Below are 26743 nucleotides of genomic sequence, written 5' to 3' on the forward strand. Positions count from 1 at the left end.
CGGCGCCACTGCCCCCACGCCACGCAGTGCTGAGGGGGCTCGCGACGGCACCCCACCTCCAGCCGGCCCGTCGGCGCCACCTGCCCCTAGTGACCTGAGTCAGAGATTCGTCGGCAGTAGGCGGCCACTTTGTCGAGGATCTCGTCGGCGGTCTTGGTCCTTGCGAAGGGCTTGGGGTGCTCGTTCCAGTCGACGAGTCAGTCTCGGATGTCGCGTTCGAGAGCTTGGACGGAGCGGTGCACGCCGCGCTTGAGCTTCTTCTGGGTCAGCTCGGCGAACCACCGCTCGACCGGGTTGAGCCAGGACGAACTCGTCGGTGTGAAGTGCAGGTGGAAACGCGGGTGTGCCAGCAGCCACTTCCTGATGGCGGGGGTCTTGTGAGTGACGTAGTTGTCCAGGATGAGGTGGACATCGAGCCCGGCCGGCACTTCCTTGTCGAGCTTGGGCGGCCCTCACCGCGGGCCGCATCGCCGAGGAGGCGCAATTCTTCTCCTTCGGTACCAACGACCTCACGCAGACCACCTGGGGCTTCTCCCGCGACGACGTCGAGGCGGCGTTCTTCTCCGCCTACCTCGGCAAGGGCATCTTCACGGTCTCCCCGTTCGAGACCATCGACCGCGACGGCGTGGGACGCCTCGTCCAGATCGCCGTCGCCGAAGGTGAGAACCCAGGCGGCCGTGACGTTCGTATATGCGTTGTCGTCCAGGCCCGGCCGGGCGGCGTCGGGGTAGCTGTCGTGGTACTCGTCGGGGCCGACCACGCCCCGGATACGGTACCGGCCGAGGCCGGGGGCGAACTCCGCGTACTGCCACACGTTGTAGGCGATCGCCGAGCCGACGTGGTGCTGCAGCCGGGAGTTGTCCGGCAGCCAGCGGCCCGAACGGGGATTGAGGTGCAGTTCCTGGGTCTCCTCACGGCCGTCGCTACCGGACTGCCACGGGTGACATCGCACCGGCCCGGCCCACGGCACGAGCCGCGCGGCATGCCAACGGCAGGCGCATGCGTCGGTAGTTGAGCAGGGCCCGCATGACCTCCGGGAGCACGAACAGCTCGTCCCAGAAGACATGGCCCCGGTACGCCTCGCCGTGCAGTCCACGGGCCGGCACGCCCACGTCGAGGTCCGCGGTGTGCGGCGACAACTCTGCAGCACATGGAACAGAGGCAGCCGCAGGACACGGCCAGCCCCCGGGCACGTGGACGTCCGCGCCCCGCCATAGGCGCGACCAGGCGCGGCATGGGAGTCCATGAGCGCCGGGAAGCCCACGGCCGTGGCCACCCGCTCCAGCGCCGCGCCGAGCGGGTCACTGCTCGCCGGGTCACGGGAGGTGTGCAGGGCCACGGTCTTGTCCACGACGGCGGGCCGGCCCGGCGCGACCGGTATCACCTGCCGGTGCACGGCACGACAGTGAGACGGACGAAGCTCCGACGACGTGGGCGCCTGCCCGGCGGCGACCGTACGGGCCGCCATGCCGATCCCGATCTCGGACGTGCTGGTGCGGCAGCTCAGCCACGTCACGTCGGTCGCGGACCCGCCGGTCCGCACATGGACCAGGTGGCGCCGGTCGAGAGACCGTAACGGTGCACGTGGTTGGCGTCGTTCACTCACCAGCAGCATTTTCGACGAGGCTGTCGTCCTTGACCCGGGCCAGACCCCGGCCGAGGCCAAGGCCGCTGCGGGTTGCAGCTGCGGCAGCTGACCCTGTTCGGTGCCTGATCACCCCTGCGGGGTGGATCGTGGCGTCGGCGTCCCAGCGGGCATAGCGCAGCAGCCGCTGCATTGACCCCGGCCGGGCCTGGCCCGGCCTGTTCGGCCAGCTGCCAGCTGCCAGCTGCCAGCAATTCTTCCGCTCCGCCTCCGGCAGCAATCCGAGCAGATAGGCACGAGCACTCGCCTTCGGCTCAACCCGGCCGAACCGTCCCGCGAACCGGGCCATGACCTGGTCGAACATCGACCGTCGCCGGGCAGGGTCTCGACAGCGGGCCGACTGATTTGAAGATCTTTACGGGACAAGCCTCAGAAGGTGATCGGCAGCGCGAACTCCACGGACGCTGCTGGAGTGACCAGACCGAACCGGAGCGGGTCGCCGGGGCTCGTGAAGCCTCCTCCCCAGTACAGCCCCACCACCCGGCTTTGACTGTCGAGCACTACTGCACCGGAGTCGCCGCTCTCGCCGAACACGATTGACTGGGGAAAGTCAGCACGCACCTGAATCTGGTTCGTCAGAGTGCGCCAGACGCTCGGTGGTGCGCCAACGGCCGGTAGGCGTGGGTAGGCGAGAGAGTAATCGCCACCCGTGGAGACAATGACACCGAAGGTGAGGCCGGTGGTCCGTCCTCGCTTGGAGACCAGCATGCCGAGTTTGGGCTCGACCGAACCGAAAACCGGGCCAACTTCCTCAACCTCTGGTATCGAATCGGTTTCGAGCCGGAAGATCGCCGCGTCGATGGAGCCTTCCGGCTCGCCCTCGGGGAAAGCCCAGTCGTGCAAGACCCCCACTCGGTCACCCGGAATGCTGCCGAACGGAGGTTCGGGCTGGATGATCTCGTCACCCTGGCCCCGGCCCAGGTCCGCGCAGAGTACGTGGTGGTTGCTCAGACCGTAGAAGGTAGTGGGATCAAGGCTGTCCACAACTATTGCTCCCAGTGTCCCCGCTGTTGGCTGTGCTTGGGCCGCCAGGCGTGAGGAAAAGACGGAGACTCCACCGAGGACTGGACGTTTCCGGCTTTGGTCAGGCAATGACACCTGCGTCAGCGTGAAGGTCCTCTGCACAAACATCACCGGGAACGGAAAATTAGCCGTCACGGCCTGCACCTCGAACGGAATGTCATCCCCAGTAGCGACGAATACGCGTAGAGCGATATCCTCAGGATCCGGATTCTCCTCGTCGCGTACGCCGAAATCCACTCCGGTGATCAGTCGGGACGCCAGGAGCGGCCTCATAAGCGCTTCCTTGGCCGCCAGGACCTCGGGGGGGATACTCATGCAGCACCTCCGTCTTGAGTGCCAGTCTCAAGGAGTCGAAGAGTCACTGAAGCGTTGGGTTTTTTTACGCACGGCAGCTCCTCCGCAACTCCTGTCGGGCTCCGGGCTCGCTCACAGACTCGCCTTAATACGACATACCCCTCTAGCCGGGGGCAGTCCACGACGTAGGGAAACGGAAGCCCATTTCACCGGAGACATTCGTCCCGCTTGACCACATCTTCCCGAGGAGGCGGCGGTTCGTGCGTCGCCTTTCACCATCTTTGGTACACGTCCGAGACGTGACCGCCGACCGGAGCGTATGTGGGACCCTGCTGCCCTCAGGGTTTCTCGGAGTGAAACGGATTCCATAGTCGGCACCGTTGAGCACCACTCCCCGCTGCGCCTGAACAGGGTGGTGGCGCTGTCAAACGCAGACGGAAGACCCGAAGACCCTGCCCAGCGCTCCGAGCCCAGCGGACGCGGCCACGGGATCGCACCCGCAGCGCCACATCCATGTTCCCACCGCACCATGGCCCTCGCCACACCGGTGCGCTGCGCCGCGGCGGCTTCCGACCCGCTGGCCTCCCTGCTGCTGCGGTCGCCGCGCTGGGCCGCCGCTGTTAGCTTCGAGTGAGAGGCCGAACGAACGCACGTCACAGGCTCGTTGGGACGAAATCGTGGCCGGTTCACCAGGTGAGGAACTCCTTGCGGCGGTGCGCACGCAGTGCGTGACCCTGCTGGACGCGGCACGACGCGCGCTGGAGTCGGCAGGCAGCCTGCAGAGCCTCGGGGCCGCGGGGCCCGAATGGAGCGGCACCGCGCTCACCCCGCATCTGCTGCAGCGCCTGTCCGACGTCGACGCCGGGCAGCCCGGCGTCGCCGCACTGCTGCGTGGGCTCACCCGCCTCGCCACACCTCAAACGCCCGACGGACCGGTCGAGGTCGGACTGCACGGCTGGGACGCGGCCGGCGGCCCCGGCCAGGGGCGTGGCCTGGCGCTCGCCGTGCGGGTCGGGACGCCGGGCGACGCGGCGGGGTCACTGGCCGCGGCCGTCGCCGTCACCGACAGCGCCGGCGGGCCGCTCCTGTGGCTGGTGGCATCGGGCTCGGGGGCGGCGGACGGAGCCCTGCTGGGGGCGGACGGGAACGTCACGTGCTCGGCGGGCGGAACCCTCGGCGGACGGCTGCTGCTGACATGCACCGCCGACGGCCCGCTCACCGTGGTGGAGGCGAGCCCGGGCGACAACATCTCCCTCACGCTGTCCGGGCGGCCGGCCGACATGCTGGCCGCGGGCGGCGCGGGTCTGCGCCTCGGGGACGCCGCCCTGCAGTGCGATGTGGCCGTCGGCGCCGAGGGAACGCCGCATGCCAAGATGGGCGTCCAACTGCCTGCAGCCGCCCTCGTGTTCGACACGGGCCTGGCGCAGATGCTGCTCGGGCGCCTGGAGTTGCCGGTCGGGCTGTCCCTCGGACTCACCGAGGACGGTGCCGTGCTCAACAACGACGCCGGGCTCAAGGTGTCGCTGCCCACGCCGGGGCCCGTCGGGCCCCTTGTGCCCACGGGACTTGCTGCCGTTCTGGGGGCCGAGGAGGCGGCGGGCGCGCTGACCCTGCGCCTCGGGTTCGAGGCGGACGTGCGGACCGGCGTGGCCGCTGTGCCCGCCCAGGCCACTTTGGACGGGCTCAAGACGACCGTGCCGGTCCGGTTCGGTGCCGACGCGCTGGGACCCGATCTGCCGGGCATCGCCGGCGAGCTGCCCGACGGCATCTCGATCGCCGTATCGGCCGGGCCGATCGCGGCGGCCGGCCTCCTCGACCTGGGAAAGCCCGGCGAGTACACGGGCGCACTCGCTGTGCGGATCCCGCCGCTGTCGGTGAGCGCCTTCGGGGTCCTCGGCCTGCCCGACGCGGCCGTCGGAAGCCCGCTGTCCTTCCTCGTCGTCCTGGGCGTGCGGTTCCCGCTGCCTGGGGTGCAGGTGGGCTTCGGCTTCGCCGTGTCCGGCGTCGGCGGCATCCTGGGCGCCAATCGCCGTATCGACCGGGACGCCCTGCTGGCCGCCGTGGCCGACGGCCGCGCCGCCCAGCTGTTGTTCCCGCCCGACCCCACCGCCGCCCTCGCGACGCTCGGGGACACCGTCTCGGCGCTGTTCCCGGCGTGCCCGGGCAGGTTCGTCGTAGGGCCGATGTTCGAGCTGTCCTGGGGCGGCCGGCTGCTGCGTCTCGCGCTGGGCGTCGTCGCCGAGCTGTCCGTGCCGACGGGCGACCGCGGTGGCACGGCCCCGCCCCGGTTCACGATCCTCGGCAAGCTCACCCTGATGGTGCCCGACGAGGTCGCGCCGCTCATCACCGTCCAGGCCACCCTCATGGCCGACATCGACACCGCGACGCCGGCTTTCACCGCCTTCGCCAGCCTGACCGGGTCGCAGCTCGCCGGGCTGCCGCTGAACGGTGACCTGTACCTCCTCATCCGGGGCGGCGCGGACCCGGCGTTCGTCTTCAGCGCGGGAGGGCTGCATCCCGCGTACCGGGCCCCGGCCGGCGTGCCCGCCCTGCGCCGCATCGGCATGCGGCTGGGGTTGCCGCTCGTGGAGCTGCGCTGCCAGGCGTACGTCGCGGTCACGTCCAACAGCGTGCAGTTCGGCGCCCGCGTGGAGCTGTCCGCCGAGCTCGCCGAGTGCGGGCTGTCCGGCCACTTCGGATTCGACGCGCTCTTCGAGTGGGACCCGTTCCACTTCTCCGTCCAGGTCTCCGCCGCCGTCGCGGTCGAGGTGATGGGCGAGACCCTCATGGGGGTGTCGCTGAACCTTCTGCTGGAGGGCCCGTCCCCCTGGCGGCTGAAGGGCACGGGGCGGATCGAGACGTTCCTGTTCGACGTGCCCTTCTCGATCGACGAGTCCTGGGGCGGCCTGCCGCCGGTGGGGCAGCCGCCGCCCGACCTGAAGGAGCTGCTGGCCGCCGAGTTCACCAAGCCCGAGTCCTGGCAGGCCGAGACCGCCCCGGAGGCACTGGCAGGGGTGCGGCTCACGGACGAGGCTGCCGAAGGCATCGCCGCGGGCACGTTCGTCCATCCGCTGGGAACCCTTCAGGCACGCCAGCGCCTTATGCCGCTGAACGTGCCGATCAGCCGGTTCTCCGGAGCCGGGGTGCCCGCGCAGACCTGGTCCGTGTCCCAGACGCATCTGGTCAGCAACACCACGGGCTCACTGGTGACCGACCCGTTCGGCATGCGCGCCGTGTCCGACCGGTTCGCCCTCGGACAGTTCCAGAACCTGTCCGCCGAGGAGCAGTTGAGCCGACCTGCCTTCCAGGACATGGACTGCGGAGTGAAGTTCGGGGCGAGCGGCCTCCAGCACGCCGACGGCCCTCGGACCGTCACCCTCGAGTGGGAGGTCAAGCCCGCCACGGACGAGGGCGAGGAGGCGCTGGCAGGGCTCAGGACATGGGACGGGCTGAGCGGTGTCCAACAGATGCCGCTGGGCGAACGGTTCCGTCTCGGCGACTGGCTGCGGCCGCCGGACGAACGGGTGGAGACGGGGCCACAACCGCTCACCGCGGCCTTCGTGTCCGAGGTGGCGCCGACCGCACCGGTGGCGGACATGCCGTCGTTCCCCTCCGAGGCGCAGGCCAGGGCGCTCGCGGCCGACCTGGACGTCACCGCCTCCTTCGGCGGCCTGGCATCGGTGTCCGTCGTGGAGGCCTGGGAGTTCACGTCATGACATCGCTGCGATTCACCTCGTACGCCCAGCCCGCCGTCAACACCGGGCTCGGCACTCCACAGCCGGGCGCGGTCCGCCACGAACTCACCTCCGGACTCACCCTGACGGCCACACCGGACGACTCCGCCGTGGTGACCGGGCCGGCGCTGTCCGTCGTAGGCCCCGAGTCCGTGATCGGCGTGGACCCGGGACTCTTCGGGCGCCGTACGCCTGCGCCCGGCGTGACCGACGCCGTCACCAACGACCTGGTGTCCGTCGACGTGCTGGCGGTGGACCTGCCGTGGCGCTTCACGCCCGGAGCCGCCGAGGAGGGACGCCGGCTGCGACCGTGGATGGTGCTCGTCGTGGTGGACGCGGCCACGAGCCTGCTCCAGCCGGGCGCGCCCCTGCCGGTCCTGCTGACCCACCGCCGGGAGCTGCCCGACCTGGCGGAGTCCTGGGCCTGGTCCCATGTGCAGTCCGCCGTCGGTGACACCCCGGACGCCGATGTGGTGCCCAGGTCCGATGTCGCCCGTCTGGTCTGCCCGCGCCGACTGGAAGCCGGCAGGTCCTACATCGCCGCGGTGGTCCCCGCGTTCAGAGCCGGCCTGGACGTGGGAACGGGCGCCGGCCTCGACCCGGCGACCGCGTCGGGCCCCGCCTGGACCGTGTCGGCCCCCGGGGACGGCCCGGACGACCCCGTCAAGCTGCCCGTGTACCTGATGTGGCCGTTCTCGACGGGGCCGGAGGGCGACTTCGAGCAGCTGGTCTCCCGGATCACACCGCTGGAGGGGGAGGCCGCCGAGGGCTTCGGCAGCAGGCCGGTCGACGTGTCCCGGCCCTGGCCGGACGAGGAGCCCGACCCCGGAGTGGCCGGTGCGCAGATACGGGTCGAGGGCGCGCTGCGGGACATCTCCGCGTCGGGCGAGGCACCGGCGCCGCCCGAGATCACCGCGCTGCGCGAGGACCTGGCCGACGCCGTCGACGCCGGCGCGCAGACCAAGCCCGAGAACGGGCAGGGGCCCGCACGGCCCGGCGCGCTCGCCCCGCCCCTCTACGGCGGCCCGCACGCCGGACGCGACACCGTCGACCGGACCCCCGGCGCCGAGGCAGAGGACTGGCTGTCCGCGCTGAACCTGGACGTACGGCATCGCATCGCCGCCGGCCTCGGCGCGGAGTTCGTACGCCGCAATCAGGAGGAGCTGATGGCGCACGCCTGGGAGTTCGCCGGCGCCGTCCGCGAGGCCAACCGCACCCGGGCCCAGGGCCGCCTGTCCGAGCGGGTCGCCGCCTCCGTGCACCGACGCCACATCGCCACGCTCACCCCGGCCGAGCTGGTGGCGGTGAGCGCGCCGGCCAAGAACCGCGTGCGGTCGGTCAGGCAGGCGGGCCAGGGTGTGACGGCCGGCGCGGAACTGCACGTGAGCCGACTCACCGACGGCTTCGCCGGCACCGCCTTCGCGCGGCTGACCCGGCCCTCGGGACCCGTCGCCCGGCGTGCCGTCGCACCGGCCGGGGCCTTCCCCGGGTCCGACGGGAACATGCCGCGCAACGTCCCCCGGAACGTGGCCCTGGGACGGTCGCTGGCCAACGGTTCCGCCATCCGCGGTCTGGCCGGCGCCCTCTCCGTGCCGGTGACGGAAGATGTGCTGGAGGAGGTTGCGCCGCCGCCCGCCCAGCCGGTCGCGGGCATCGTCTCGCTGCAGGTCCACGCGGCGTCCGCCGCCGAGGAGCGGCTGCGGGCCACGCGCTCGCTCGCCTCGCTGGAGGTCGTCCGCATGGTCGCCGAGGCCAACGGCTTCGTCGCCCCCGCCACCACGATCGACGAAGGGCTGGGCGGCCTTCCCTTCCGCCCGACCCTCATGGCGGCGAGTACGGGCGAGACCATGTCCACACTCGCCGACACGGGGATGGCGACCATGGCGGCCGGGTCCTTGCAGAACACCCTCACCTCGCTGGTCGAGCGGTCCGCCATCGGCGAGGGGGGAACCATGCTGCTCCACCAGGGCCGCGGACCCGACGTGGGAGCGGCGGGGGTGCGCGTCGACGCCGAAGGATTCCGCCAGCGCGTCGTGGACGGGATGAACCCCGACGGCCTCGTCGGCATGCGTCTGGCGGACCGCGTGACGGTGCCGTCCGACATGGGGGAACCGCAGGGCACGGAAGACGTCCTGCGAGCGCCGGACTTCCCCGCACCCATGGCCATGGCCCTCCTCGCCGACGCCCCCGACTGGTTCCTCCCGGGTCTGTCGGCCTTCCCGACGGACCGGGTCCGGCTGGTCGCCGCGAACGCGCCGTTCATCGAGTCCTACCTGATCGGGCTCAACCACGAGATGAACCGCGAGCTGCTGTGGCGCGAGTACCCCAGCCACCGTCGCGGAACGACCTTCCGGATGTTCTGGCCGCACGCCGACGGCAGCCCGGATCTGCCGCCCATCGCATTCTTCGAGGGCGGCCCGCTGGGCAGCCATCTCTCCGCCGACACCAGCGAGCTGGTCATCCTGCTGGTCAGGGCGGAGCTGCTGCGCCGGTATCCGAGGACCCTGCTGTTCATGGTGCCCGCCCGCGCGGCGGAAGACGGCAGCCCGGCGGGACTTGAACCCGATTCCACCCTGTGGAGTCCGCCCGTGTTCGCTCTTCCCGTGGACGCCTCCACGACCGCCTTCGCCTTCCGGGGGTCACCGCAGGAGGTCGTGGGACCCCCGGGCGCGTTCTTCGTGTTCCAGGAACACGCCTACCAGATGCGGTTCGGCTTCGACCTGCCGGTCGGTGAGGACGACGAACCGGACGACGTCGCGCTGGAGTCCTGGAACGACCTGTCCTGGCCCCGGGTGATCGACGAGCGCGGATTCGCCTCCGTGCACCGCCCCGTGCCCGCTCCGGCAGGCACCGACCTGGCATGGGGCGTGGACGCAGCGCAGACGGCCGCCATCGCACTCCAGCGGCCGGTACGGGTCGCACGCCACGCCTCCGAGCTGGTGGCGTGATGGGCGGCGAGGAGGTCACGCGGGCCAGGTTCGCGGCGCGGGCCCAGTACCGGGTGAGCGAGGCGGCGCAGCGACGGCACTCGGACCTGGTGGCATGGCACACCTCGGCGTCCGAGCAGTTGCGGGGCATGGGGAACGACGAGCATCTCGCCTCGCAACGTGAGCAACTGGCCGCTTTGATCGCACAGTTGGAGCAGGACGACATGATTGCGGCAAGGCAGGCGATGTCCGATGCCGAGGCGCTCAACGACGTCACCGCGCTCCAGCTCACGGAACTCCTGACCGCCTCGGAACCTATCTGGCCGGCCGAGGACCCGCTGGTGCCCGTGGCCCTGTTCCCGCTGCGGCTCGAAGCTCGTTACGCGCCCGTCGAGGCGGGCGTCGAGCTGTGGGTCCGGGCCTATCCCGACGACGTTCACGTGGACGCCTTCCAGCCCGAGCTCACCCCGCGCGAGGTCGATGCCGCCACCACATACTGGCGCACCGTGTGGGAGCTCGACCCGGCCGGTCCCGAGGCGGCCGCCGCATGGGACGGCGTGCTGAAGACCCTCGGTCCGGCACGTGCCGCGTGGGCCGTGGAGAGCATGCGGCCCGCCATTGCGCCGGGCACCGGACCGCTGGAGTTCCCGGAGGTACCCACCCGGCCGGAGAACTCCACCCGCGCCCCGGGTTCCTTGCTGCTGCCGGACCGGCTCGTGTTCTCCGGATACCGTCAGGACGAGCTGCGCTGGCGCGTCGAGGGCGAACCGATCCCACCGGACCTCCTTCTCGGCTTCGACCTCGCCGCCGTCGGAGCCGATGCCCCCGACCCGGCCGGGGACAAAGTGCCCTGGACAGGTCCCAGCCTCTGGCTGATCGACTTCGACGAGGCGCTGCGCGTCGGGATGGCCGCTCGGGTGCCCCTCCCGGGCGGCGACCTGGCGCACGACCTCGTGACCGTCGTGGGAGTCCGAACGTCGGCGGGTGCCGAGGACGAGGCGACGAGGGTGGCCGATGCCCTGCGCTCCCATCAGTACACGCGGGGCCTCGCGTTCGTCCCGCCGGGGGCGCCCACCAACAACACCCCGCGGAGCCGTTCCGCCTGGTCGAGCCGGCCGGTCCTGCGCCGGCCGGAGGAGATGGCCGACCGGCGCGAGGCCTACGATCCCGACGGGCCGTCGGACGCCGCCCGACTCGCCCGTGCCCTCGGCATCGACGGCCGACAGGTGCTGGCTCTCGCCGACGGCGACGCGTCGCACGAGGAACCCGAACGGCGGGCGGCACAACGCTTCGTGACGCTCGGGGCGGCCATCAACGGCTGGGGGCAGAGTGTCGCCACCGAGGCCGACTCGGAGCAGGAGCCTTTGGCCTGGCCGCTCGCGCTCCGCGAGGCGCAGCCGCTCGTGGACTACGCCCTCGCCCGCGTCACCAGCCGCGGCCCCCTGCCCAATGTGCGGTTCGGGAACCAGCCGTACGGCGTGCTGCCCGTCACCTCGACCGAACTGTGGCAGGGCGACGACATTCCGGTCCTGGCCTACGCGGCCGTGCGCTCGCTCCTCGACCTCGCCGCCCGCGAGCCCGTCGGCGCGCGGATCGGCGCCGGGCCCGACCAGGACGCGGCTTTCTTGGACGTGCTCAGCCGGGTGCCCCGCTCTCCCACCGTGAGCATCACCGGGTTCTCCATCAAGGCCGCATCCACCCAGCCCACCGTGTTCGGCTGGATCGACGCGCAACTGGCCGCCCGAGGGGTCGTCCCGGACGCCTCGACCGGCCGGGGCGTCCCCACGGCCACCGAGCCGAGCAACGAGCTCGCGGCCCTGCTGGCGGGCGACGTGTTCTCCGCCGTGCCGGAACTCATAGGCAGGATACGGGCCTTCTTCGAGGCGCCCCCAGGGGAACAGCCCGATCTTTCACAGGCGTTCGAGGACTTCTCCGCGCGCTTCGGTACGGCACCGGAAGACGGCCAGGTCGCTCCCAGCGCGTTCATCCACCTCATCTACGTCATCGGGTTCTTCTGGGCCTTCTTCGTCCAGGGCGGCGTCATCGCGAAGATCAACGAAGCCAGAGCCGCGGGTGACGAGGAAGCGGTCGGCCTCTGGACGGAGATGCTCGCCACGATGGACGACTTCTTCGCCCAGATCCAGCAGCTGCGGGCGGAGACCGCCGAGGACCTCTTCCGCATCGACGGCGTCGTCGCCGAAGCCGTGGATCTGATCACCCATCGCCTCGACGCCTGGGCGACCTCGTTCGCCACCGTGCGCCTGGAGTCGCTGCGCAGCGAGACCCCGACCGGTGTCCGTGTCGGAGCGTACGGATGGCTGGAGAGCCTCGCCCCGCAGGCACCGGGGCACCGCGCCGCGGCCGACGGCTGGGTGCTGGCCCCCTCTCTCCAGCACGCCGTCACGGCGGCCGTCCTGCGCTCGGGGTGGCTGTCGCACCGCAGTCGTGAGGCCTTCGCCGTCGACCTCTCCTCGGCGCGCATCCGGCGGGCACGCGCCGTCCTGGAGGCTGTGGCGGCCGGGCAGCCCCTCGAAGCCGTCCTCGGCTACCAGTTCGAGCGCGCCCTGCACGACCGACACCTCGATCACCTCGTGCGCCGGTTCCGCAAGCGGTTCCCGCTGGCGAACGTCCCCGACGCCATGACCCCCGAGGGACATCGCGAACAGGTAGCACTGGGCGTCGGGGGCGTGGTGGACGGCGACGTGCTGCGCCGGAACCGCACCCTGCTCGCCGAGAACCCCCCGGAGGAGCTCTTCACGGGACTTTCCGACACGGACCGTGCCACGGTCCTGGGGTTCTGTGACGACCTGGAGGACACCGTCGACGCCGTCGCCGACCTGCTGATGGCCGAAGGCGTCCACCAACTGGTGGGCGGCCACTCCGAACGCGCGGCCGAGTCGATCGACGCCATGGGCCGGGGCGAGCCTCCGCCGACCGACCCCGAGGTCCTGCACACACCCCGACGGGGCACCGGCGTGCACAACCGTCTCGCCGTCCGCCTGCCCGCGTCCGCGCCACCCGCCGAGGAGAACGGCTGGGCGTCGGGAGACGGACTCGGGGTTCTGGCCCCCCAGGCGGAGGCATGGGCCCGCGCCCTGCTCGGTCCGGCGCACGACTGGCGGTTCGCCGTACGCGTACCGGGGGCGCCCGGAGAACCGACGCAGACCGCGCTCGTCGGCCTCGACACCCTCGCTCCTGCCGCTCTCGACGTCATCGCCCAGGCCACGGAGCCGATCGAGGCGTCGCGGCTGGCCCGGCGTGCCCTGCACCAGGTCGCCTCGGAGACCGGCGCGTCCCCGGACGCGCTCGCCATGGGCGCGGAGCCGTTCCTGCCGGACCTCGTCTGTCTTTCCGACCAGGCGCGCGTCGTCCTGGCGGCAAGCGCTCCGCTCCTGCCGGGCACCCTCACCGACGCGCCCGCCGCCGGATGGGACACCGCCGACCTGACAGACCTTCACGCGCGCGTGACCGCCTGGGCGAACCGTGTCGACCAGGGCCTGGCCCGGCTGAAGTCCGCAGCCACGGCACTGGCGGCCACCCCGTCGGACACCCAAGCGACGGAGGTGGGTGCGGCGGTATCCACCCTGTCCGGCCTCGGGGTGGCGGCGGCGACCGCGTCCGCCCCGCTCGACCCCGCGGCCGGGACCGACGCGCACAAGGCACGCACCGCCGCCGACGCGGCGCTCGCCCTCGCCAAAGCCACCGAACAGCTCCTGCCCGCGCCGAAACCGCCCCCGGACGAGCCGGACGCCCGTGCCTCCTGGTACGCGGAGGTCCTCGCCGCCGTACGCGCCGTCGTCGGTGACTGGTTCGTGCTGCCGTTCACCTGGGCGGCCCGGCACGCGGGGGACGTCCTCTCCGACGGCCGGCGGCCCGCCGACGCCACCGAGGACGCCGTACGGGACTGGGTGACCAGACGCCACGGCGTCCGCCCCCGACTCGCCGCCGCCGACGACCTTCTGACGGCCGCCGAGGTCCTCACGGGCGCCACTCCCGCACGCACCGTGGTGGGCCAGGCGCCGTTCCAGCCCGAGGCCGCGTGGGTCGGCCATGCCCCGACCACCGAGCGCCGGGTCTCGACCGTCGTCGTCCGGGACGTCTCGGGCGACGCGAACGCGGCGGCCGCGGGCGGCGAGGAACAATGCGCCGGACTGGTTCTCGACGAGTGGACGGAGACGCTCCCGCACGCGCCGGGCGCCTCCGGCCGGCCCGAGGAGATCGCCGCGGCCGCGTTCCACGTGGACCGCCCCGACGCCCGCGCTCCGCAGGCCGTGCTGCTCGCCGTACCACCCGACACCGGCCGCCCCTGGGTGCTGGAGGACCTGCACGCCATCGTCGAGGAGACCTTCGCCCTCGCCCGGGTCCGCACCCTGGACCGCCTCGACCTGCCCGAACTGGGCCGCGCGGTGCCGTGGTGAAGGCCCGGACCGCACGCCGACGAAAGGGCCGCCACCATGGGATTCGGAACCCGCATCGAGTCGCTGCCGCGCAGCCACGACATCGAGGAGGGCCTCACCGCCCGTGCATTCGACGCCCTGTGGTTCCTCGCCCGGCAGTGGCAGTTCGGTGAGTTCCGCGGGGACGACACGGGCTCCCCCTACCTCTGCAGCGTCGAGGGAACGGCGCACCATGCGACCGCGTGGCGCGCCCACACCGGCGACGAGCCCGGCCCCTGGCGCCCCTACGACCCCGCCACGAGCCACCTGGAGGCGCTCGTCGAGGCCGAACCGGTCGACGACGTCCGGCTCGCGGCACTGCGGCTGGAAGGCGGGCGCCGGTTCCGCGCGCCGCTCGCCGCTGCAGGGCGGACCGAGGCTGCGGACGCGGTGGCGGCCGCCTGCCCCTGGGACGACGCGGGGTTGCCCGCACCACGAGGTGTGACGGCCGCCCTGCGCCGCCTTCTGCCCGACCCGCTCGCACTCGCCGAGCTGCTGTCCCAGCCGGATCTGGAGACCAGCCTCGAAGCCGCGGGCGTGCCCGCCGCGGACCGGGCGGCGGTGGTGGAGCTCGCCACGCCCTGGCTCGAATGGTGGGCCCCCCGCGCCGACGCCGCGGGAGTGCGAGCAGCCGAGGACCCGGACATCGCCGGTGTGCACCAGCCCGCCCCCTGGAACGTGCACCACCTCGACCACGGCTTCGACCTCGCCGCGCCCACGGCACCGTCCCCGCTGCTGCGGGCCGGGTCCTACCGCAGCGGCCGGGTGGACTGGTCGGAGTTCGACGACACGGCCGAGGAGATCACGGACGACCCCGGCCCCGGCGCGTCCTCACCCGTCCAGACGCTCGCGATCCCCATGCCGGCCTCCTTCGCCGGGATGCCCGCCAACCGCTTCTGGGAGATGGAGGACGCCGTCGTCGACTTCGGCAGGGCCGATGCCTCCGTCCTCGACCTCGGCCGTCTGATGCTGGTGCAGTTCGCGACGGTGTACGGCAACGACTGGTGTGTCGCCCCCGTACGGCTGCCCGTTGCCTCTGTCACGGAGGTGACCGACTTCCTCGTCGCCGACGTCTTCGGCGGCCTGCAGGCGCTGGGGCCCTGTGGGGCCGTCGACCGCAGCTGGCGCCTGTTCTCCCAGGGCGGGGACACCGAAGAGGCGGACCGCTGCTTCTTCCTCGCACCGGCGCTGCCGGGCTCTCTGCAGGGGCCCGTCATCGAGCACGTGACCTATCTGAGGGACGAGATGGCCAACGTCGCCTGGGCGGTGGAGGATCTGGTCCCCGACGGGGAGTCACGTGCCGTCGACCGGCTCCAGGAGTGGTTCGACCGCACGGCATCGGCGGCGCCGTCCGGACCTCCCGGCGGTCCTGAGACCCCGCAGACCGCGCCCCGCTACCTGGTCTCGACCGAGGTGCCGACGCACTGGTTCCCCCTCGTCGCCGAGCGGCTCTCCGACGGGGAGTCGATCAGGCTGCGCCTCACAGCGGTGGCCCGATTGATGGACGGTGCCGTGCAGACCTCGGCTCCCCTGGGGCGGCTGCTCGCCGACCACCCGGTCGCGCCGGCCCACCCGGACGAACGGCTCTGGCTGTACGAGGAGGACGTGCCGCGCACCGGCGTGCAGGTGACCCGGGCCGCTCAGCTGGCCCGCTCCCACGACGGCGGCACCCGCACCTGGGTCGGCCGCAGCGTGTCGGCGGGCGTGGGCGAGGCGTCGAGCGGGCTGCGCCACGACGTGCTCGCCGAGCCGGATCAGGAGGGCGACTGACTCGGCCGGATCAGGACAGGAGGGCTGCTCAATCGACGCTGTGCCGCGCCGTCGGCAGACCGCGCCGTCGGCAGACCGCAGCCTGTACGCCGCTACGGCATCGGCGCGCCGCGCAGCCTCCGGTCGATCTCGGCCCATCGCTCACCCACCATGACCCCCTCCAGCGCCGCGGCGAGATCCCCCAACGTCACGACACCACTCCCGGAACGGTCGAAGGGCGCGAGGTGGCCCCGGAGGTCCGGGGCGTCCTCGGCACCGGACACGACCGTCTCCGGGGAGGCTCCCTGGACGTCGAAGTCGGACACGAGCAGCCCCGCCCAGGTGTGCGCCTCGGACGCGGTGTCGCGCACACCGCGCCGGTTGAGGTGGCCACGCACCACGTCCAGTTGGTTGTGAGCCGACAGGGCGAACAGCGCGTGGGGCGGGTCCTCACCGGTGTCGAGGTCGTCGGCGCTGATCCCGAGGAATCCGTAGCGGCCGGCGGGGTGATAGGCGTCGAGCCGCAGGCCGCTCTCCACTTCGCCGATCGCGGCCAGATCCCACGGCCTCAGTCCCAGATCGCGGGCGATATCCACCATGAACAGGAAGAACTCGTCGGGCAGTTCCGTGGTGAAGCGCGCACGCGGGGGCACGTCGAAACGGCCGTAGACGAGCCATACGCAGTCGACCACGCCGTTGAGGTCGGCCAGCCCTGGGAAATGGTCGACGGCTGGTTCTTTGGTGAAGTCGAAGGACGCGAAGGGCGGCTGCCGGTAGACCCTGACCAGGCCCAGATCCTCCGGGTCCCGCTCCGTGGGAAAGACGTACAGCGTCCGCCGGTCGGACTCCGGTTCCACCGGGTCGGGGAGGACCACCAAGGGCTCGTCGCTCTGCGCCGGCAGCCTCGACCACGGGGCCGGCGCCACGGTTCTGGTGGGAACGTGCACCGTGAAGAAGTGACTGTCGAGGAATTCTTCCACGAAGGTGAGGACGGTCGGTCCGGCCGCCACCGTAACGCCTTTCGTGCGCCACTCGTGATGCATCCGACTCGTATGTCCAGGACCCAGGCTCGGAATCCGACGTCCACGTCTCAGATCGAAGAGCAGGCCCGGCCCGCCCACGGCGATGATGTCCCTGTCCACCTGAAAGACGCGTCGGTGAGCCAGGTTCGAGTCACCGCTGTGCCCGAACGCCAGCTCCGGATACACCTCCGGCCACGAAACCGTCGGATACCGGCGTTCCCCGTGTGGCCCGAAATCCACGCGATGAAGGAGCTGGCCGTTGACGAAGAACACCGAATACCTGTCAGCGTCCATGACCGGCTCACCTCTTTGCGTGGTGTTCCGTTGTCCTCGCTCTCTCCTCTCAGCGTATCCACGGATTGGTGGAGACGTCCTCCTGGAGCAGGGGCCGTCACAAAACCGCAGCTCACCCACGGGAGGGCGGCTGCGCACTCTCGCTGTCCCACCCAGGCGGGGTACCGGGTGTCGGGGCCGCCGGGGCAGCCGCGGCGAGCACACCGGCGCCATGATCGCGCTCGTCCCTGCCAGGCTGACGCCCAACGCAGCCCGAGGTGGCCATGGACGCCGGCCGTGACCGCGTCGCCTTCACCAGCCGCAGCAAGCCCACCGCCACCACCGTGGCCCAGCACTACGCCGGGAGCGCCGTCCGCATAAAGGGCACCGACGAACTCGTGCACCACACCGAGACGTACGAGGTCGCCAAGGACGGCGGCAAGGGCGCGGTCGTGTTCGCCCACTTCGACCAGGCCCAAGCCGTCGCCCACGCCGAGAGGTGGAAGGCTCGATCGTCCGAGAGCGGGAGACCGGCACCACTTCAGAACGGGCACATACGGGAGCACGGCGGGGAATCGTTCACACACCGCGCCTCAACCGGGCGCCATGTGGGAGGGGCTCAGCATGTCGGACCCGGACAACGTCGCCCGTTTGATCGCTGCCGACAGCGCGCTCGCCACCGCAGCCAACATGTTGGTGGCCTGGGCGACCTACAGGCGTAAGAGAGCGCGCCTCACCGTCAAGGCCAGCGAGACAGCCTTCTTCACCACTGACGGACCAGGCCGGACATTCCGGTCTCGGCCCTCTTTCCATCTACTCCTCGCCAACCAGGGCGAAGCTGCGGTGAAGGTCGACTGGGCATACTTCAGTGCGCGTACCGCGTCTCGCTGGGGAGTGCCGAGGTGGGCGATGCGCGGCACTACCAGCGTGAGCGACCGCCTGCGGTTTCCGAGCCCGATCGGACTGGAGCCGGTGGATGGGGAGCCCAAGTTCACCGCGTTCCCCTTCGAGCTCGCGGGCTTCGACGAAGAGTTGGTGCACCTGGTCCTGCCCCACTGCCTTGGGCACTGGGACGAACTCCCACGACGCATGAAGTACCGCGTAATCCTGATCATCTCCAGCGGGCGGCATGTCCGCACTTCCTGGCAGAGGCTGCGGTTCGCCGAGCTTCCCTGCACATGTCCCTCATGCCGTAGCGACCATCAGCAACTCAGTTTTGAGGATGCCCTGGGCGCTTGAGGGCCGAATGACGGCTCGGCCGTGCCGTCCCAAGACAGGCACACTGATCAGAAGTTGCTGTTCCGTTTGATCACCGGTTCAGGGCCGGATCGTCACGCGCACTTCGCTGGAAATCCCGCATGGACTTCGAAATCCCCGACGACGTCACCGCTCTCGACGACGAGGCCCTCGCCCAGGCCCTGGACGGCGCCCGCACCACATTCGCCGGCCACTGCGCTCAGAACGGCCACTTCGGCTGCCATCCGGCCCGAACCTGGCACGGGGCCCCCTGCACCTCCGAAAGGTCACTGCGCCGCCACCACAACGGCGGTGCGGAGTTGGTCACCGAGAGAGGAGTACGTGCCATGAGCGTTGCTGCTGAGACGAGCCGACTCGCCCCGTGGGGCATCGACCGTATGAAGCCGTTCCCCCGCGCTGCGGTGCTTCCTGCCGCCCGCGCCGTGCTGGACGCTGAGACGCAGACCGCGCAGTGGGTGCAGCCGGATGGTTCCTCCGAGCCGCTGATGGACAAGCACAAGCGGTCCGAGACGCCTTCGGAGACGTCGACCAAGACCAGTCTCGACGGCACCCCGGACCAGGGCAGCGACCAGTCCGGAGACAGCGACTGATGCCCGCGGGTGGGCCGCCCGTCCTCGTCGTCACGCGTCTGGATGACGCGACCGCCGACGAGGTGATCACCGAACTGAACCGGCGCCGCATACCCATAGTCCGCCTGGACCCCGGGACTTCCCCGCAGGCCTCACCCTGAGCGTCGCGTTCGACAGCGTCAGCGTCACCGGCGCCCTGGCCACCGAGACTCGCATCGTGGCCCTGGACGGGATGCGGTCGGTGTACTGGCGGCGGCCCACCCTCTACACCGCCGACCTCGCCATGAGCGAGCAGACGGCCCGCTGGGCGGTGGAAGAGGCCCGCTACGGTCTCGGTGGAGTCCTGGCTTCCCTGCCAGGTGCCCGCTACGTCAACCACCCCTGGCGCAACCGAGATGCCGAGTACAAGCCTGCGCAGTTGGCCACAGCCGCCCACTGCGGGCTGACCGTGCCGCCAACCCTGATCACCAACGACCCTGGTCAGGCCCGCCTCTTCGCAGAGGCTCATGGTCCGGTTCTGTACAAGCCGCTTCGGGAGACGGGGTTCACCGACAACGTCGGCCAGGCGCTCACCGTGTGGATCGAGGACGTCACCCCTGCCCAGAGCGACGACCGGGTACGTCACACCGCGCACCTCTTCCAGCAGAGGGTGGCCAATGAAGCAGACATCCGCCTGACCATCGTCGGCGAGCAGCTCATCGCCGTGCGGATCGACGGCTCCCCCGGAGTGGACTGGCGGCGCCACTACGACCGGCTGGCCTACACCCGCATCGACATACCGCCCGATGTCGCCAGGGGTGTGTGCGCCTACCTCGCCGAGTTCGGCTTGGTCTTCGGCGCGTTCGACTTCGGCCTCGGCCTGGACGGCCGATGGCACTGGTACGAGTGCAATCCGAACCGGTCGGCCGCATCGCCTGGTCGGGAGACCGGGCTCCAGTGCGAGCAGCGGACCGAGCCGCTGGATCACCCGGCACACCGTCGAGGACGAGATCCCGAACAGCGGCCCGAGCTGCCGCATGGTCAGCTTCGTGCGGTAGTACACGGCCACTACCAAGACCCGTTCGGCCAGCGGAAGACCCCACGGCCGGCCCCGCAGAGTCCCGTTCGCCACCGCGATCACGGACCGCTTTCAGCAGCCGCTCGAACTGCTCCAACCGCAGCCCCGGTGCTTCACCGCAGAAACGTCACTCGGCGAGCCGTCCTGTCCCGCCGGGCCCGGCGCTCACCACCACGGCGTAGGAACCGAGGCCGAGGAGTCGGTCTCCGGAGATGTCGCCGAGCGCTGTGTACAACGTCCTGATCTGTCCGGTCGTACCGTCGAAGGCGATGTCCTTGACCGTGCCGTGCGCGATGCCGTGTTCGGTCAGGATGCGGTGCCCGAGTGCCTCGCGGTGGGCGGGGGCGTCGCTCTGCCCGGGACCGGCCGCCGTGCGGGAGCGGACGATGACGGCGTCCCGCCCCACCGCCTCGATCGCGCTCCAGGCGACGGTCGTGGCGTGCTTCGGTGCCGCGGACAGACGCAGCCAAGCGATGCTCCTGCTGCGCGCGTCGATGGTCAGAGCCTCGACACGCCCCAGTGGTTCGGCCTCGTCGGCGGTGATCACCGGAAGACCCAGGGTCTGGGTGATCAGCATCATGCGGGGCCTCCTTCCTCGGCCGCGAGGGAACCCGTGTTCGGCTGCGCGGTGTGCGCGCGGAAGGCCGCGACCTGGGCGCTGAAGCTGGGCAGGTCCTCGGCGACGAAGTGACGGGCGCGGGCGGGGACGACCAGGGCGCGCCCGGAGACTGCGAGTGTCTCACCGCGCGGCACGAACACCTTCCGCTTGTGCGGGTCGAGGTTCTCGTTGGCGCTGATCTCGAAGCCGACCACCTGCCCGCTGTCACCGGCCTCGATCACGACGTCGAGTACGGTGCCGACTTCCGTTCCCTGGTCGGTCAGGACGGGTACACCGAGGACTTGCCCGCGGTCGGCTTTGCCGGTCCCCAAGACGGTGCCGCGCCTGTTCAGGACCGCCTCACCGGGGATCATCACGGCGGACGGCCCGATCGCGTGCACTCCGGAGAAAGGCAGGCTCTCCTTGAGCGGCCCGGCCAGCAGACCGCGCCCGCTCAGGGTGAAGCCGGTGATCCGGCCCGCTGGAGCGTCGAAGACGGTGTCCCGGATCTGGGCGACCGCCTCACCGGCAAGCGTCACGACCACCCGCTTGGTCAGTTCCGAGGCGAGCATGAGGGTGTTCACCGCGGACCCTCCCGGCCGGACCGCCTCGCCGGACGCACCGCGATCACCGTGCCGCTTCGGCGTCTGGCCTGAACCACCAGCGCGCCCGCGGCGAGCACCACCGCCACCGCGACGAGAAGGACCACCCACGTCCACCACTCCATCGCCGACCCCCTCCGCGGGTCTCGTCGGTACGTCTTCGCCCTGGCCGACGGTCTGTCCGCCGGTCTCTGAGCTATCCGATTGCCCGCGGTACGGGCTTGTACGCATGGAATGCCCGGAGTTGGCGCAGGAGGTCACTGCCGGTGGTGACTTCGGGCAGGTTCACTGGATGGACCCCTTCTGCACCAGCGCGTGGTCATGGACGAACTGGTGGACCGGCATCAGCTCCACCGCGGTCACGAAGTAGTCGATCATCGCCGGGTGGGCCAGCGCCGCGTACGCGCCCCGCATCGCCTCCGGTATCGCCCGGGTGCGTCTGCGTCAGGCCCTTCGCATGGCCTCGTAGACGACCGTCCCGTCATAAGGGGATCGCGGCGGATGGTCGCTGCCCCAGCCGAAGTGGGGAGTTCACCACCACAGACTTCGGCGTGTACGGGGCCGAGTCCAGGTCGTTCCGGCGCTCCGGGGCGTCGAAGTGGTGGGGGAACGACGCCCCCTTCTACTCCTCTTCGCCCTCGATCGCCTTGGCGTACGGGGCGAGCAGCAGCTTGCTCGGGTTGCAGCGCTCACCGCGCTCCGGCGGTACGGCCCCGTGCCCCCGGGCACGGCCCGCCCGGCAGGGCCGGGGCCTGCCAGGCGGCAGCAGCCGCGCGCCGGTCAGCTCGGCCGGCGGCTGCGCGGCACCCGGGCCACGGGACTCACCACCCCGTACAACTGGTCGAACGCGTCCCGCAGCACGCGGCGGTCCGGCGGCGCGGCCGTGACCACTGTCTGCTCCAGAAGCTGCCGACGACGTTCACGCGTCGCCTCCAGCACGCACTTCCCGGCGCCGGTCAGGCAGAACTCGCCCGAGGGCAGATGGCGCACCAAGGTGCGCTGCTCCAACCGGTCGAGCAGCCGCGTGGCCGACGAGGGGCTGACGCCGAGGCTGCCGGCGACCCCGCCCGGACCCGACGGCGCGCCGTCCAGGGCGAGCAGACCGCGCATCTGCTCCTCGGACACCGTGGGCGCGGCATCCGCACGCGCCCGCCGCCACAACTCGATCATCGACACGGCGACCTGCTCGGCCGCTGAACTCACCTCGGCGGGTACGGGATCCACAGACATGGCCTTTCCCTTCCTCGATGCCGACTGAGTCCTCGCGCCTACCCGTCTGACAGCACCTCAGACACGACTCCATGTTCGAAAACGGCGTGAACTGGGCTTGAGCGGGCACGCGTTATGGAATGGGTCGGTCATCAGAGTGAGGTGCGCCGGCGCCTCCCCCAAACGGGGCGCAGAGCGGCGCATCCGCCATTCACCGCTCCGGAGCGGCCTGAACGACGGGCTCGGGTTCCAGGCTCTCGCCCACCGGGACGGAACCCCGGCCGGACTCGGTGCCCCCAGGTCTCGAAGACCCAGGTGGTGACCGAGACGACGGCCAGACCCAGGAGCCAGCCGCCCAGCACGTCGCTGAACCAGCGCGCGCCGAGGGCGACTCGGGTGAAACCCACACCCAACACCGACACCACGGCAACGCACCAGCACAACGCCCGCCAGCCTCGCGGGATCTGGGGCAGCAGCACCAGCGGGAGGACGGCGAAGGACGTCATGCCCGTCATCGCGGGGCCCGACGGGCAGGAGTTCACCCGGCGCATGCGCCTCCTTTGAGGAAGGGCAGCGGGTCGCTGCTGCTCGTCTCCCGGCGGAGGCGTTCGACCTCACGGTCCAGCGGCTCGAAGTCGGCCTCCTCGGCGCAGTTGGCGGCGCCGGAGGCGAACTCGCCGAGTACGGGCTGGAACGGAGGGCGCTGTGGGTGCGCCTGCCTTCAGGAGCCCGGACATGCCCGCGCGACGACGGGTGTCTCGCGCGCAGCGGCCCCGCAGACAGGAGGAGCACGGTTCCACTGCTGGGTCTGCGGGGCCGGTGCATGGCTCACGTACCCCGCAGCGCGTCCGATACGCCCGATCTCTCCCAACTGGGGCAACGGAACGGCTCCTTACGCCGACGGGGGGCCCGGCCTCGTACGGCCGGGCCCCCCGTCATCTCGGGCGTGGCGCATTGCTCGCGCCGGTCGCCTTCCTTTACCAGCGATACCAGCGGCCCCTGCGGCCCGTGCCGTCCGCGGAACGGACGACAAAGCCCAGCAGCCACACGACCAGCACGATCACTGCGATCCACCACAGAGCCTTCAGTGCGAAGCCCGCGCCGAAGAGGATCAGAGCCAGCAGCAGAACCAGAAGCAGGGGAACCATCGTTATCAACCTCCTGGCCGACGAATGCCCTTGCTTCAGCCTTACAAGCCTACAAATCGTAGGTTACTTCCGCGAAATACAGGGCAGATGGGCGCGGCCTCGGCACGGGATCGCTCGCGCTCAGGAACAGAGGGTCGTGGCAGAAGAGCAACTGCGCGACGTATCGGCCCAGTCCGACAGGGCCACCCCGCCGCCTCCTTGGCCGCTCACTCGTGTCGCAGGGCCTGACGCATCCAGCGAAGTCGGTCCAGGGAACGGCGGCGCATCCACAGGACCCCGAAGCACAGCGCAAGCACGCCGACCGCGAAGACAAGGGGAAAGAGGAAGGAGCCGCTGACGGCCCCCAGGACGAACATGCCGACCGCGACGAGGCCCATGGCGCCGAGCCAGTACGGCAGCCACTTGCCGGCCCGCTCCATCTGGCCGAGCTGTCCGGCGACCAGCCGTCGCATGGCCGCCTGTTCCTCGGGGGCCTGCGGCACCTCATGGTGCCGTATCTTCCGGTTCAGATCGGCGAGTCCGCCCGCGTCCGTGCCCACGGCTCGGGTGGCCCGGCGGCGCTGGACGGCCAGGGCCGTGATGGCGACCCCGGTGTAAAGAGCGCTGTGGAGCAGCCATACGGCCGGGTGCTCGTCCCTGCGGAACAGGGCAGTGATGCCCAGTCCCAGCACGAAGACCAGGGCCGCCTGCGCGGTCAGACTGCGGTCGAGTAAGCGCTTGAGCGAGAGCACAGCGCAGACCTCCTCGAAGGGGAGTCGGGACAGTGTCGTCGCCTCGCCGGGTACCCCGCGGTCCCCCACTCATCTGACGAAGCGGCAGCGGGGCGCCGCCGTCGAGGCGAGCAGGGCGTCCGCCGCCCGCCTCGACGGAGCCGGTCCCGGTCCCGGTCCCGTCAGACGCGGATCACGAGCAGCATGAACGCGACGCCGTACCCCCCAAGGCGAACAGCCCACTCCCGTCCGGGAACCAGGCCAACCCATGCGGACGCAGGCCCAGGCCGGTGCCCGGGTCCAGGTCAACGACCTGGGAGGGTGCGTCGGCGCCGGTGGCGTAGCGCGCCGTCGTCCGGTAGGTGGCGGTGTTCACCGCGGCGATGGCGTCGCCACGACTGAGGGCCACGTACAGGGTGCGGGCGTCGGGGCTCAGCACCAGGTCGGCGGGGCCGGGCAGACCGGTGAGGATCCGGGTGAGTCGGCCGTCGAAGTCGGTGACCACGACGGAGCCGGTCACGATGTCGGCGATGTACAGCCGCTGGTGCACGGCGTCGACGGCCATGTCAGCGGGGGTACTCGACCGGCAGAGTGGTGGCGGTGTTGGCAGGGGTCGCCGTGGCACCGGGCGCGGCGCCGACGAGGCTGAGCAGGGCCAGAGTTCAGGCACCGAGCAGGGCTCTGAGCCGGACGCGTCGCATACTCAGGTCGTTCTCACGTACGAGCGCCCCTACGGGCGCGATCGGCAGGGATCAAGCGTTGCGCCGTATGTCCTCTCGCGGCATGTGCATGTGCGACTGGCCCACCGGGCATGGCTCCTCCACGCACCTCACGGTCGGTCAGGCCGGGCCCAGCCGCCGGCCCGGCACCCGAAGGCCTGCGCCGGGATGGCAGTACGTCACCGACGCCGAGCACTTCGGCTTCGGTTCCACCCTCCTGTATGGCCTCACCGCGCGCTACGCGCCAGCCAGGGGGTGAGGTTGGGCTCCACGATGAGTTCCTTGTAGGTCTCGTCCCCCGGGATCGGCACGATGAGCCACTGGCCCGGCGGGAACAGCCGGCCCTTGGTCCGGGCGAGCCCGCCGTAGACGGAGCGCAGGAGCCGGGGACGGAGTCCCGCGGCACATCGTTGAACTCCAACCCGTCGACGGTGATCCGCGCGTCGTCCTCGGGGAAGAGCCGGATGCTGACGGAGGGCGACCCGGCCAGCTCCACGAACGCCTCGTGCGGCAGCGAGCCGTCCGGGTCGAAGACGGTGAACAGCTCGGCAGAGGTGCGGCGAGAGGTCTGGTCTGCACCGATGTCGTCAGTGACGGTCATGCTCACCCCGAACTCCACGGCGAGACCACGAATCGCGACGACAGCAGATTCGGTGGTGGGCAGGTGTGCTCTCTCCATGCAGCCGATCAGGCCGGACGGACACACAGAGGTCTAGACAACATCGTCGATTCGCCGTTGATGTGGCGGATGCCCCACCGGCACACGAGATGGCGTTCGCGCCATCGGCCGCCTATGCGACCCCTCGTCGCGACCAGTTCACGATGAAGACCGTCCCGAATCCGGCGCCCCTCACCACGACAGCCAGTCGCCCGAGCCCCCGCACAGGCATCCCGGAACGCCGACCACCCCGATCGCAGGTCCTCTTACGCACAGCATCGGAGGACCAGGGCCCGCCGGTCCGGTGCCGCGGCCTGACTCGGGGGTGGCCACGGCACCGGGTCCTGCGTTGCCCCGCCAAGCGGAACGCACACAGCGGGGCTCGGCCTGCGTCTTCCCCGGCCGGCCACCAGCAAGCCCGGCCAACCGGGTGAATCACACAGCTCGAAGAGCAAGCGCGTCAGGGAAACCGGAACAAGCAAGATCTCCTCCGGCGGGTTTCACGGTCGCGATCACGGGTTATCCGACGGCATCAGCGACAAATACCGCTTTTCAGGAGGATTCATGACCATAGCCCGGGAGATCATGACCGAGGGCGCGGAGTGCGTGGGGGCGGAGGACACCGTCCTGGACGCGGCCCGCAAGATGGCCGACCTCGGCGTCGGCGCGCTGCCCATCTGTGGCACCGACGACCGCCTCAAGGGCGTGCTCACCGACCGGGACATCATCGTAAAGGTCCTCGGTGCCGGCAAGGACCCGGCGCAGGTCAAGGCCGGAGACCTCGCTCAGGGAGAAGCCGTCACCATCGGTGCGGACGACGACGCCGACGAGATCCTGCGCACCATGGCCTCCCACAAGGTGCGCCGTCTGCCCGTCATCGACGGCCACCGCCTGGTCGGCATCGTCGCCCTGGCCGACGTCGCGCGCGCTCTGCCCGATCGCGCCGTCGGCGACCTGCTGGAAGTCATCTCCAGCGACTGACCGCGCCTGACCTGTGGGGGGGGGGGGGCCGGGGGGGCCGGCCCCCCCCCCGGGGGGGGGCCCCCGGGGGGGGGGGGGGCGGGCCCCCCCCCCGCCCGGGCCCCCCCCCCCCGGCCCCCCCCGGGGGGGGCC

General features: G+C 71.1%; 17 protein-coding genes and 7 pseudogenes. 8 read left to right on the forward strand and 16 right to left on the reverse strand.

Going from position 1 to position 26743, the window contains the following annotated elements; translation table 11 throughout:
• Positions 1-86: 86 nt before the first annotated feature.
• A pseudogene (locus ACIQ6Y_RS32830) lies at positions 87-443 on the reverse strand (transposase); the annotation flags it as partial.
• Positions 444-445: 2 nt separating this feature from the next.
• Here ACIQ6Y_RS32830 and ACIQ6Y_RS32835 point away from each other — a divergent pair.
• Positions 446-661 (forward strand): annotated as a pseudogene (locus tag ACIQ6Y_RS32835) (putative PEP-binding protein); the annotation flags it as partial.
• Here the strand turns inward: ACIQ6Y_RS32835 and ACIQ6Y_RS32840 are convergent.
• From ACIQ6Y_RS32840 to ACIQ6Y_RS32850, 3 genes and pseudogenes are all read right to left on the reverse strand, one after another.
• Positions 662-1573: pseudogene (locus ACIQ6Y_RS32840) on the reverse strand (glycoside hydrolase family 65 protein); the annotation flags it as partial.
• 25 nt (positions 1574-1598) lie between these two features.
• Positions 1599-1949, reverse strand: a complete 351-nt coding sequence (locus tag ACIQ6Y_RS32845; RefSeq protein WP_404044560.1) for a hypothetical protein — start codon at positions 1947-1949, stop codon at positions 1599-1601.
• A gap of 65 nt (positions 1950-2014) precedes the next feature.
• Complete coding sequence (locus ACIQ6Y_RS32850; RefSeq protein ID WP_404044562.1) at positions 2015-2983, reverse strand: hypothetical protein; 969 nt, start codon at positions 2981-2983, stop codon at positions 2015-2017.
• A gap of 656 nt (positions 2984-3639) precedes the next feature.
• Between ACIQ6Y_RS32850 and ACIQ6Y_RS32855 the strand changes: the two genes are divergently transcribed.
• From ACIQ6Y_RS32855 to ACIQ6Y_RS32870, 4 genes are read left to right on the forward strand one after another with little or no spacing between them, the layout of a single operon-like run.
• Positions 3640-6678: a DUF6603 domain-containing protein gene (locus ACIQ6Y_RS32855; protein WP_404044565.1), complete on the forward strand. Its 3039-nt coding sequence runs from the start codon at positions 3640-3642 to the stop codon at positions 6676-6678.
• Positions 6675-9644: a hypothetical protein gene (locus tag ACIQ6Y_RS32860; RefSeq protein WP_404044567.1), complete on the forward strand. Its 2970-nt coding sequence runs from the start codon at positions 6675-6677 to the stop codon at positions 9642-9644. Before ACIQ6Y_RS32855 ends, ACIQ6Y_RS32860 begins: the two co-directional genes overlap by 4 nt.
• Entirely contained in the window at positions 9644-14041 is a 4398-nt protein-coding gene (locus ACIQ6Y_RS32865; RefSeq protein ID WP_404044570.1) for a hypothetical protein, read from the forward strand. The genes ACIQ6Y_RS32860 and ACIQ6Y_RS32865 overlap by 1 nt, the downstream gene beginning before the upstream one ends.
• Positions 14042-14077: 36 nt before the next feature.
• Positions 14078-15829: a hypothetical protein gene (locus ACIQ6Y_RS32870; protein ID WP_404044573.1), complete on the forward strand. Its 1752-nt coding sequence runs from the start codon at positions 14078-14080 to the stop codon at positions 15827-15829.
• Between the two features lie 92 nt (positions 15830-15921).
• Here ACIQ6Y_RS32870 and ACIQ6Y_RS32875 read toward each other — a convergent pair whose 3' ends face one another.
• Positions 15922-17124: a hypothetical protein gene (locus ACIQ6Y_RS32875; RefSeq protein ID WP_404044576.1), complete on the reverse strand. Its 1203-nt coding sequence runs from the start codon at positions 17122-17124 to the stop codon at positions 15922-15924.
• Positions 17125-17727: 603 nt separating this feature from the next.
• Between ACIQ6Y_RS32875 and ACIQ6Y_RS32880 the strand changes: the two genes are divergently transcribed.
• Positions 17728-18342, forward strand: a complete 615-nt coding sequence (locus tag ACIQ6Y_RS32880; protein WP_404044579.1) for a hypothetical protein — start codon at positions 17728-17730, stop codon at positions 18340-18342.
• Positions 18343-18461: 119 nt separating this feature from the next.
• Positions 18462-18950, forward strand: a complete 489-nt coding sequence (gene tgmA / locus ACIQ6Y_RS32885; protein ID WP_404044581.1) for a putative ATP-grasp-modified RiPP — start codon at positions 18462-18464, stop codon at positions 18948-18950.
• Positions 18951-19857: 907 nt separating this feature from the next.
• Here the strand turns inward: tgmA and ACIQ6Y_RS32890 are convergent.
• The 11 genes and pseudogenes from ACIQ6Y_RS32890 to ACIQ6Y_RS32940 form a co-directional block, all read right to left on the reverse strand.
• Positions 19858-20022 (reverse strand): annotated as a pseudogene (locus ACIQ6Y_RS32890) (transposase family protein); the annotation flags it as partial.
• Between the two features lie 91 nt (positions 20023-20113).
• Positions 20114-20566, reverse strand: a complete 453-nt coding sequence (locus ACIQ6Y_RS32895; RefSeq protein ID WP_404044583.1) for a PRC-barrel domain-containing protein — start codon at positions 20564-20566, stop codon at positions 20114-20116.
• Complete coding sequence (locus ACIQ6Y_RS32900) at positions 20563-21168, reverse strand: PRC-barrel domain-containing protein (protein ID WP_404044585.1); 606 nt, start codon at positions 21166-21168, stop codon at positions 20563-20565. The genes ACIQ6Y_RS32895 and ACIQ6Y_RS32900 overlap by 4 nt, the downstream gene beginning before the upstream one ends.
• Positions 21165-21311, reverse strand: a complete 147-nt coding sequence (locus tag ACIQ6Y_RS32905) for a hypothetical protein (RefSeq protein WP_404044587.1) — start codon at positions 21309-21311, stop codon at positions 21165-21167. Before ACIQ6Y_RS32905 ends, ACIQ6Y_RS32900 begins: the two co-directional genes overlap by 4 nt.
• Positions 21312-21483: 172 nt before the next feature.
• Positions 21484-21910 (reverse strand): annotated as a pseudogene (locus ACIQ6Y_RS32910) (glycogen debranching enzyme); the annotation flags it as partial.
• 56 nt (positions 21911-21966) lie between these two features.
• Positions 21967-22416, reverse strand: a complete 450-nt coding sequence (locus ACIQ6Y_RS32915) for a hypothetical protein (protein WP_404044589.1) — start codon at positions 22414-22416, stop codon at positions 21967-21969.
• A gap of 190 nt (positions 22417-22606) precedes the next feature.
• A pseudogene (locus ACIQ6Y_RS32920) lies at positions 22607-22931 on the reverse strand (phosphatase PAP2 family protein); the annotation flags it as partial.
• Positions 22932-23372: 441 nt separating this feature from the next.
• Complete coding sequence (locus tag ACIQ6Y_RS32925; RefSeq protein ID WP_061926350.1) at positions 23373-23543, reverse strand: hypothetical protein; 171 nt, start codon at positions 23541-23543, stop codon at positions 23373-23375.
• 206 nt (positions 23544-23749) lie between these two features.
• Positions 23750-24274 (reverse strand): hypothetical protein, encoded by a 525-nt coding sequence (locus tag ACIQ6Y_RS32930; RefSeq protein WP_404044592.1) that lies wholly within the window; start codon positions 24272-24274, stop codon positions 23750-23752.
• A 172-nt stretch (positions 24275-24446) separates the two neighbouring features.
• Entirely contained in the window at positions 24447-24818 is a 372-nt protein-coding gene (locus ACIQ6Y_RS32935; RefSeq protein ID WP_404044595.1) for a YncE family protein, read from the reverse strand.
• Between the two features lie 381 nt (positions 24819-25199).
• Positions 25200-25651: pseudogene (locus ACIQ6Y_RS32940) on the reverse strand (hypothetical protein).
• Between the two features lie 543 nt (positions 25652-26194).
• Here ACIQ6Y_RS32940 and ACIQ6Y_RS32945 point away from each other — a divergent pair.
• Positions 26195-26611, forward strand: a complete 417-nt coding sequence (locus ACIQ6Y_RS32945; RefSeq protein WP_404044598.1) for a CBS domain-containing protein — start codon at positions 26195-26197, stop codon at positions 26609-26611.
• Positions 26612-26743 lie beyond the last annotated feature (132 nt).

Source organism: Streptomyces sp. NPDC096205, from assembly GCF_044763135.1.
Taxonomy (GTDB): domain Bacteria; phylum Actinomycetota; class Actinomycetes; order Streptomycetales; family Streptomycetaceae; genus Streptomyces.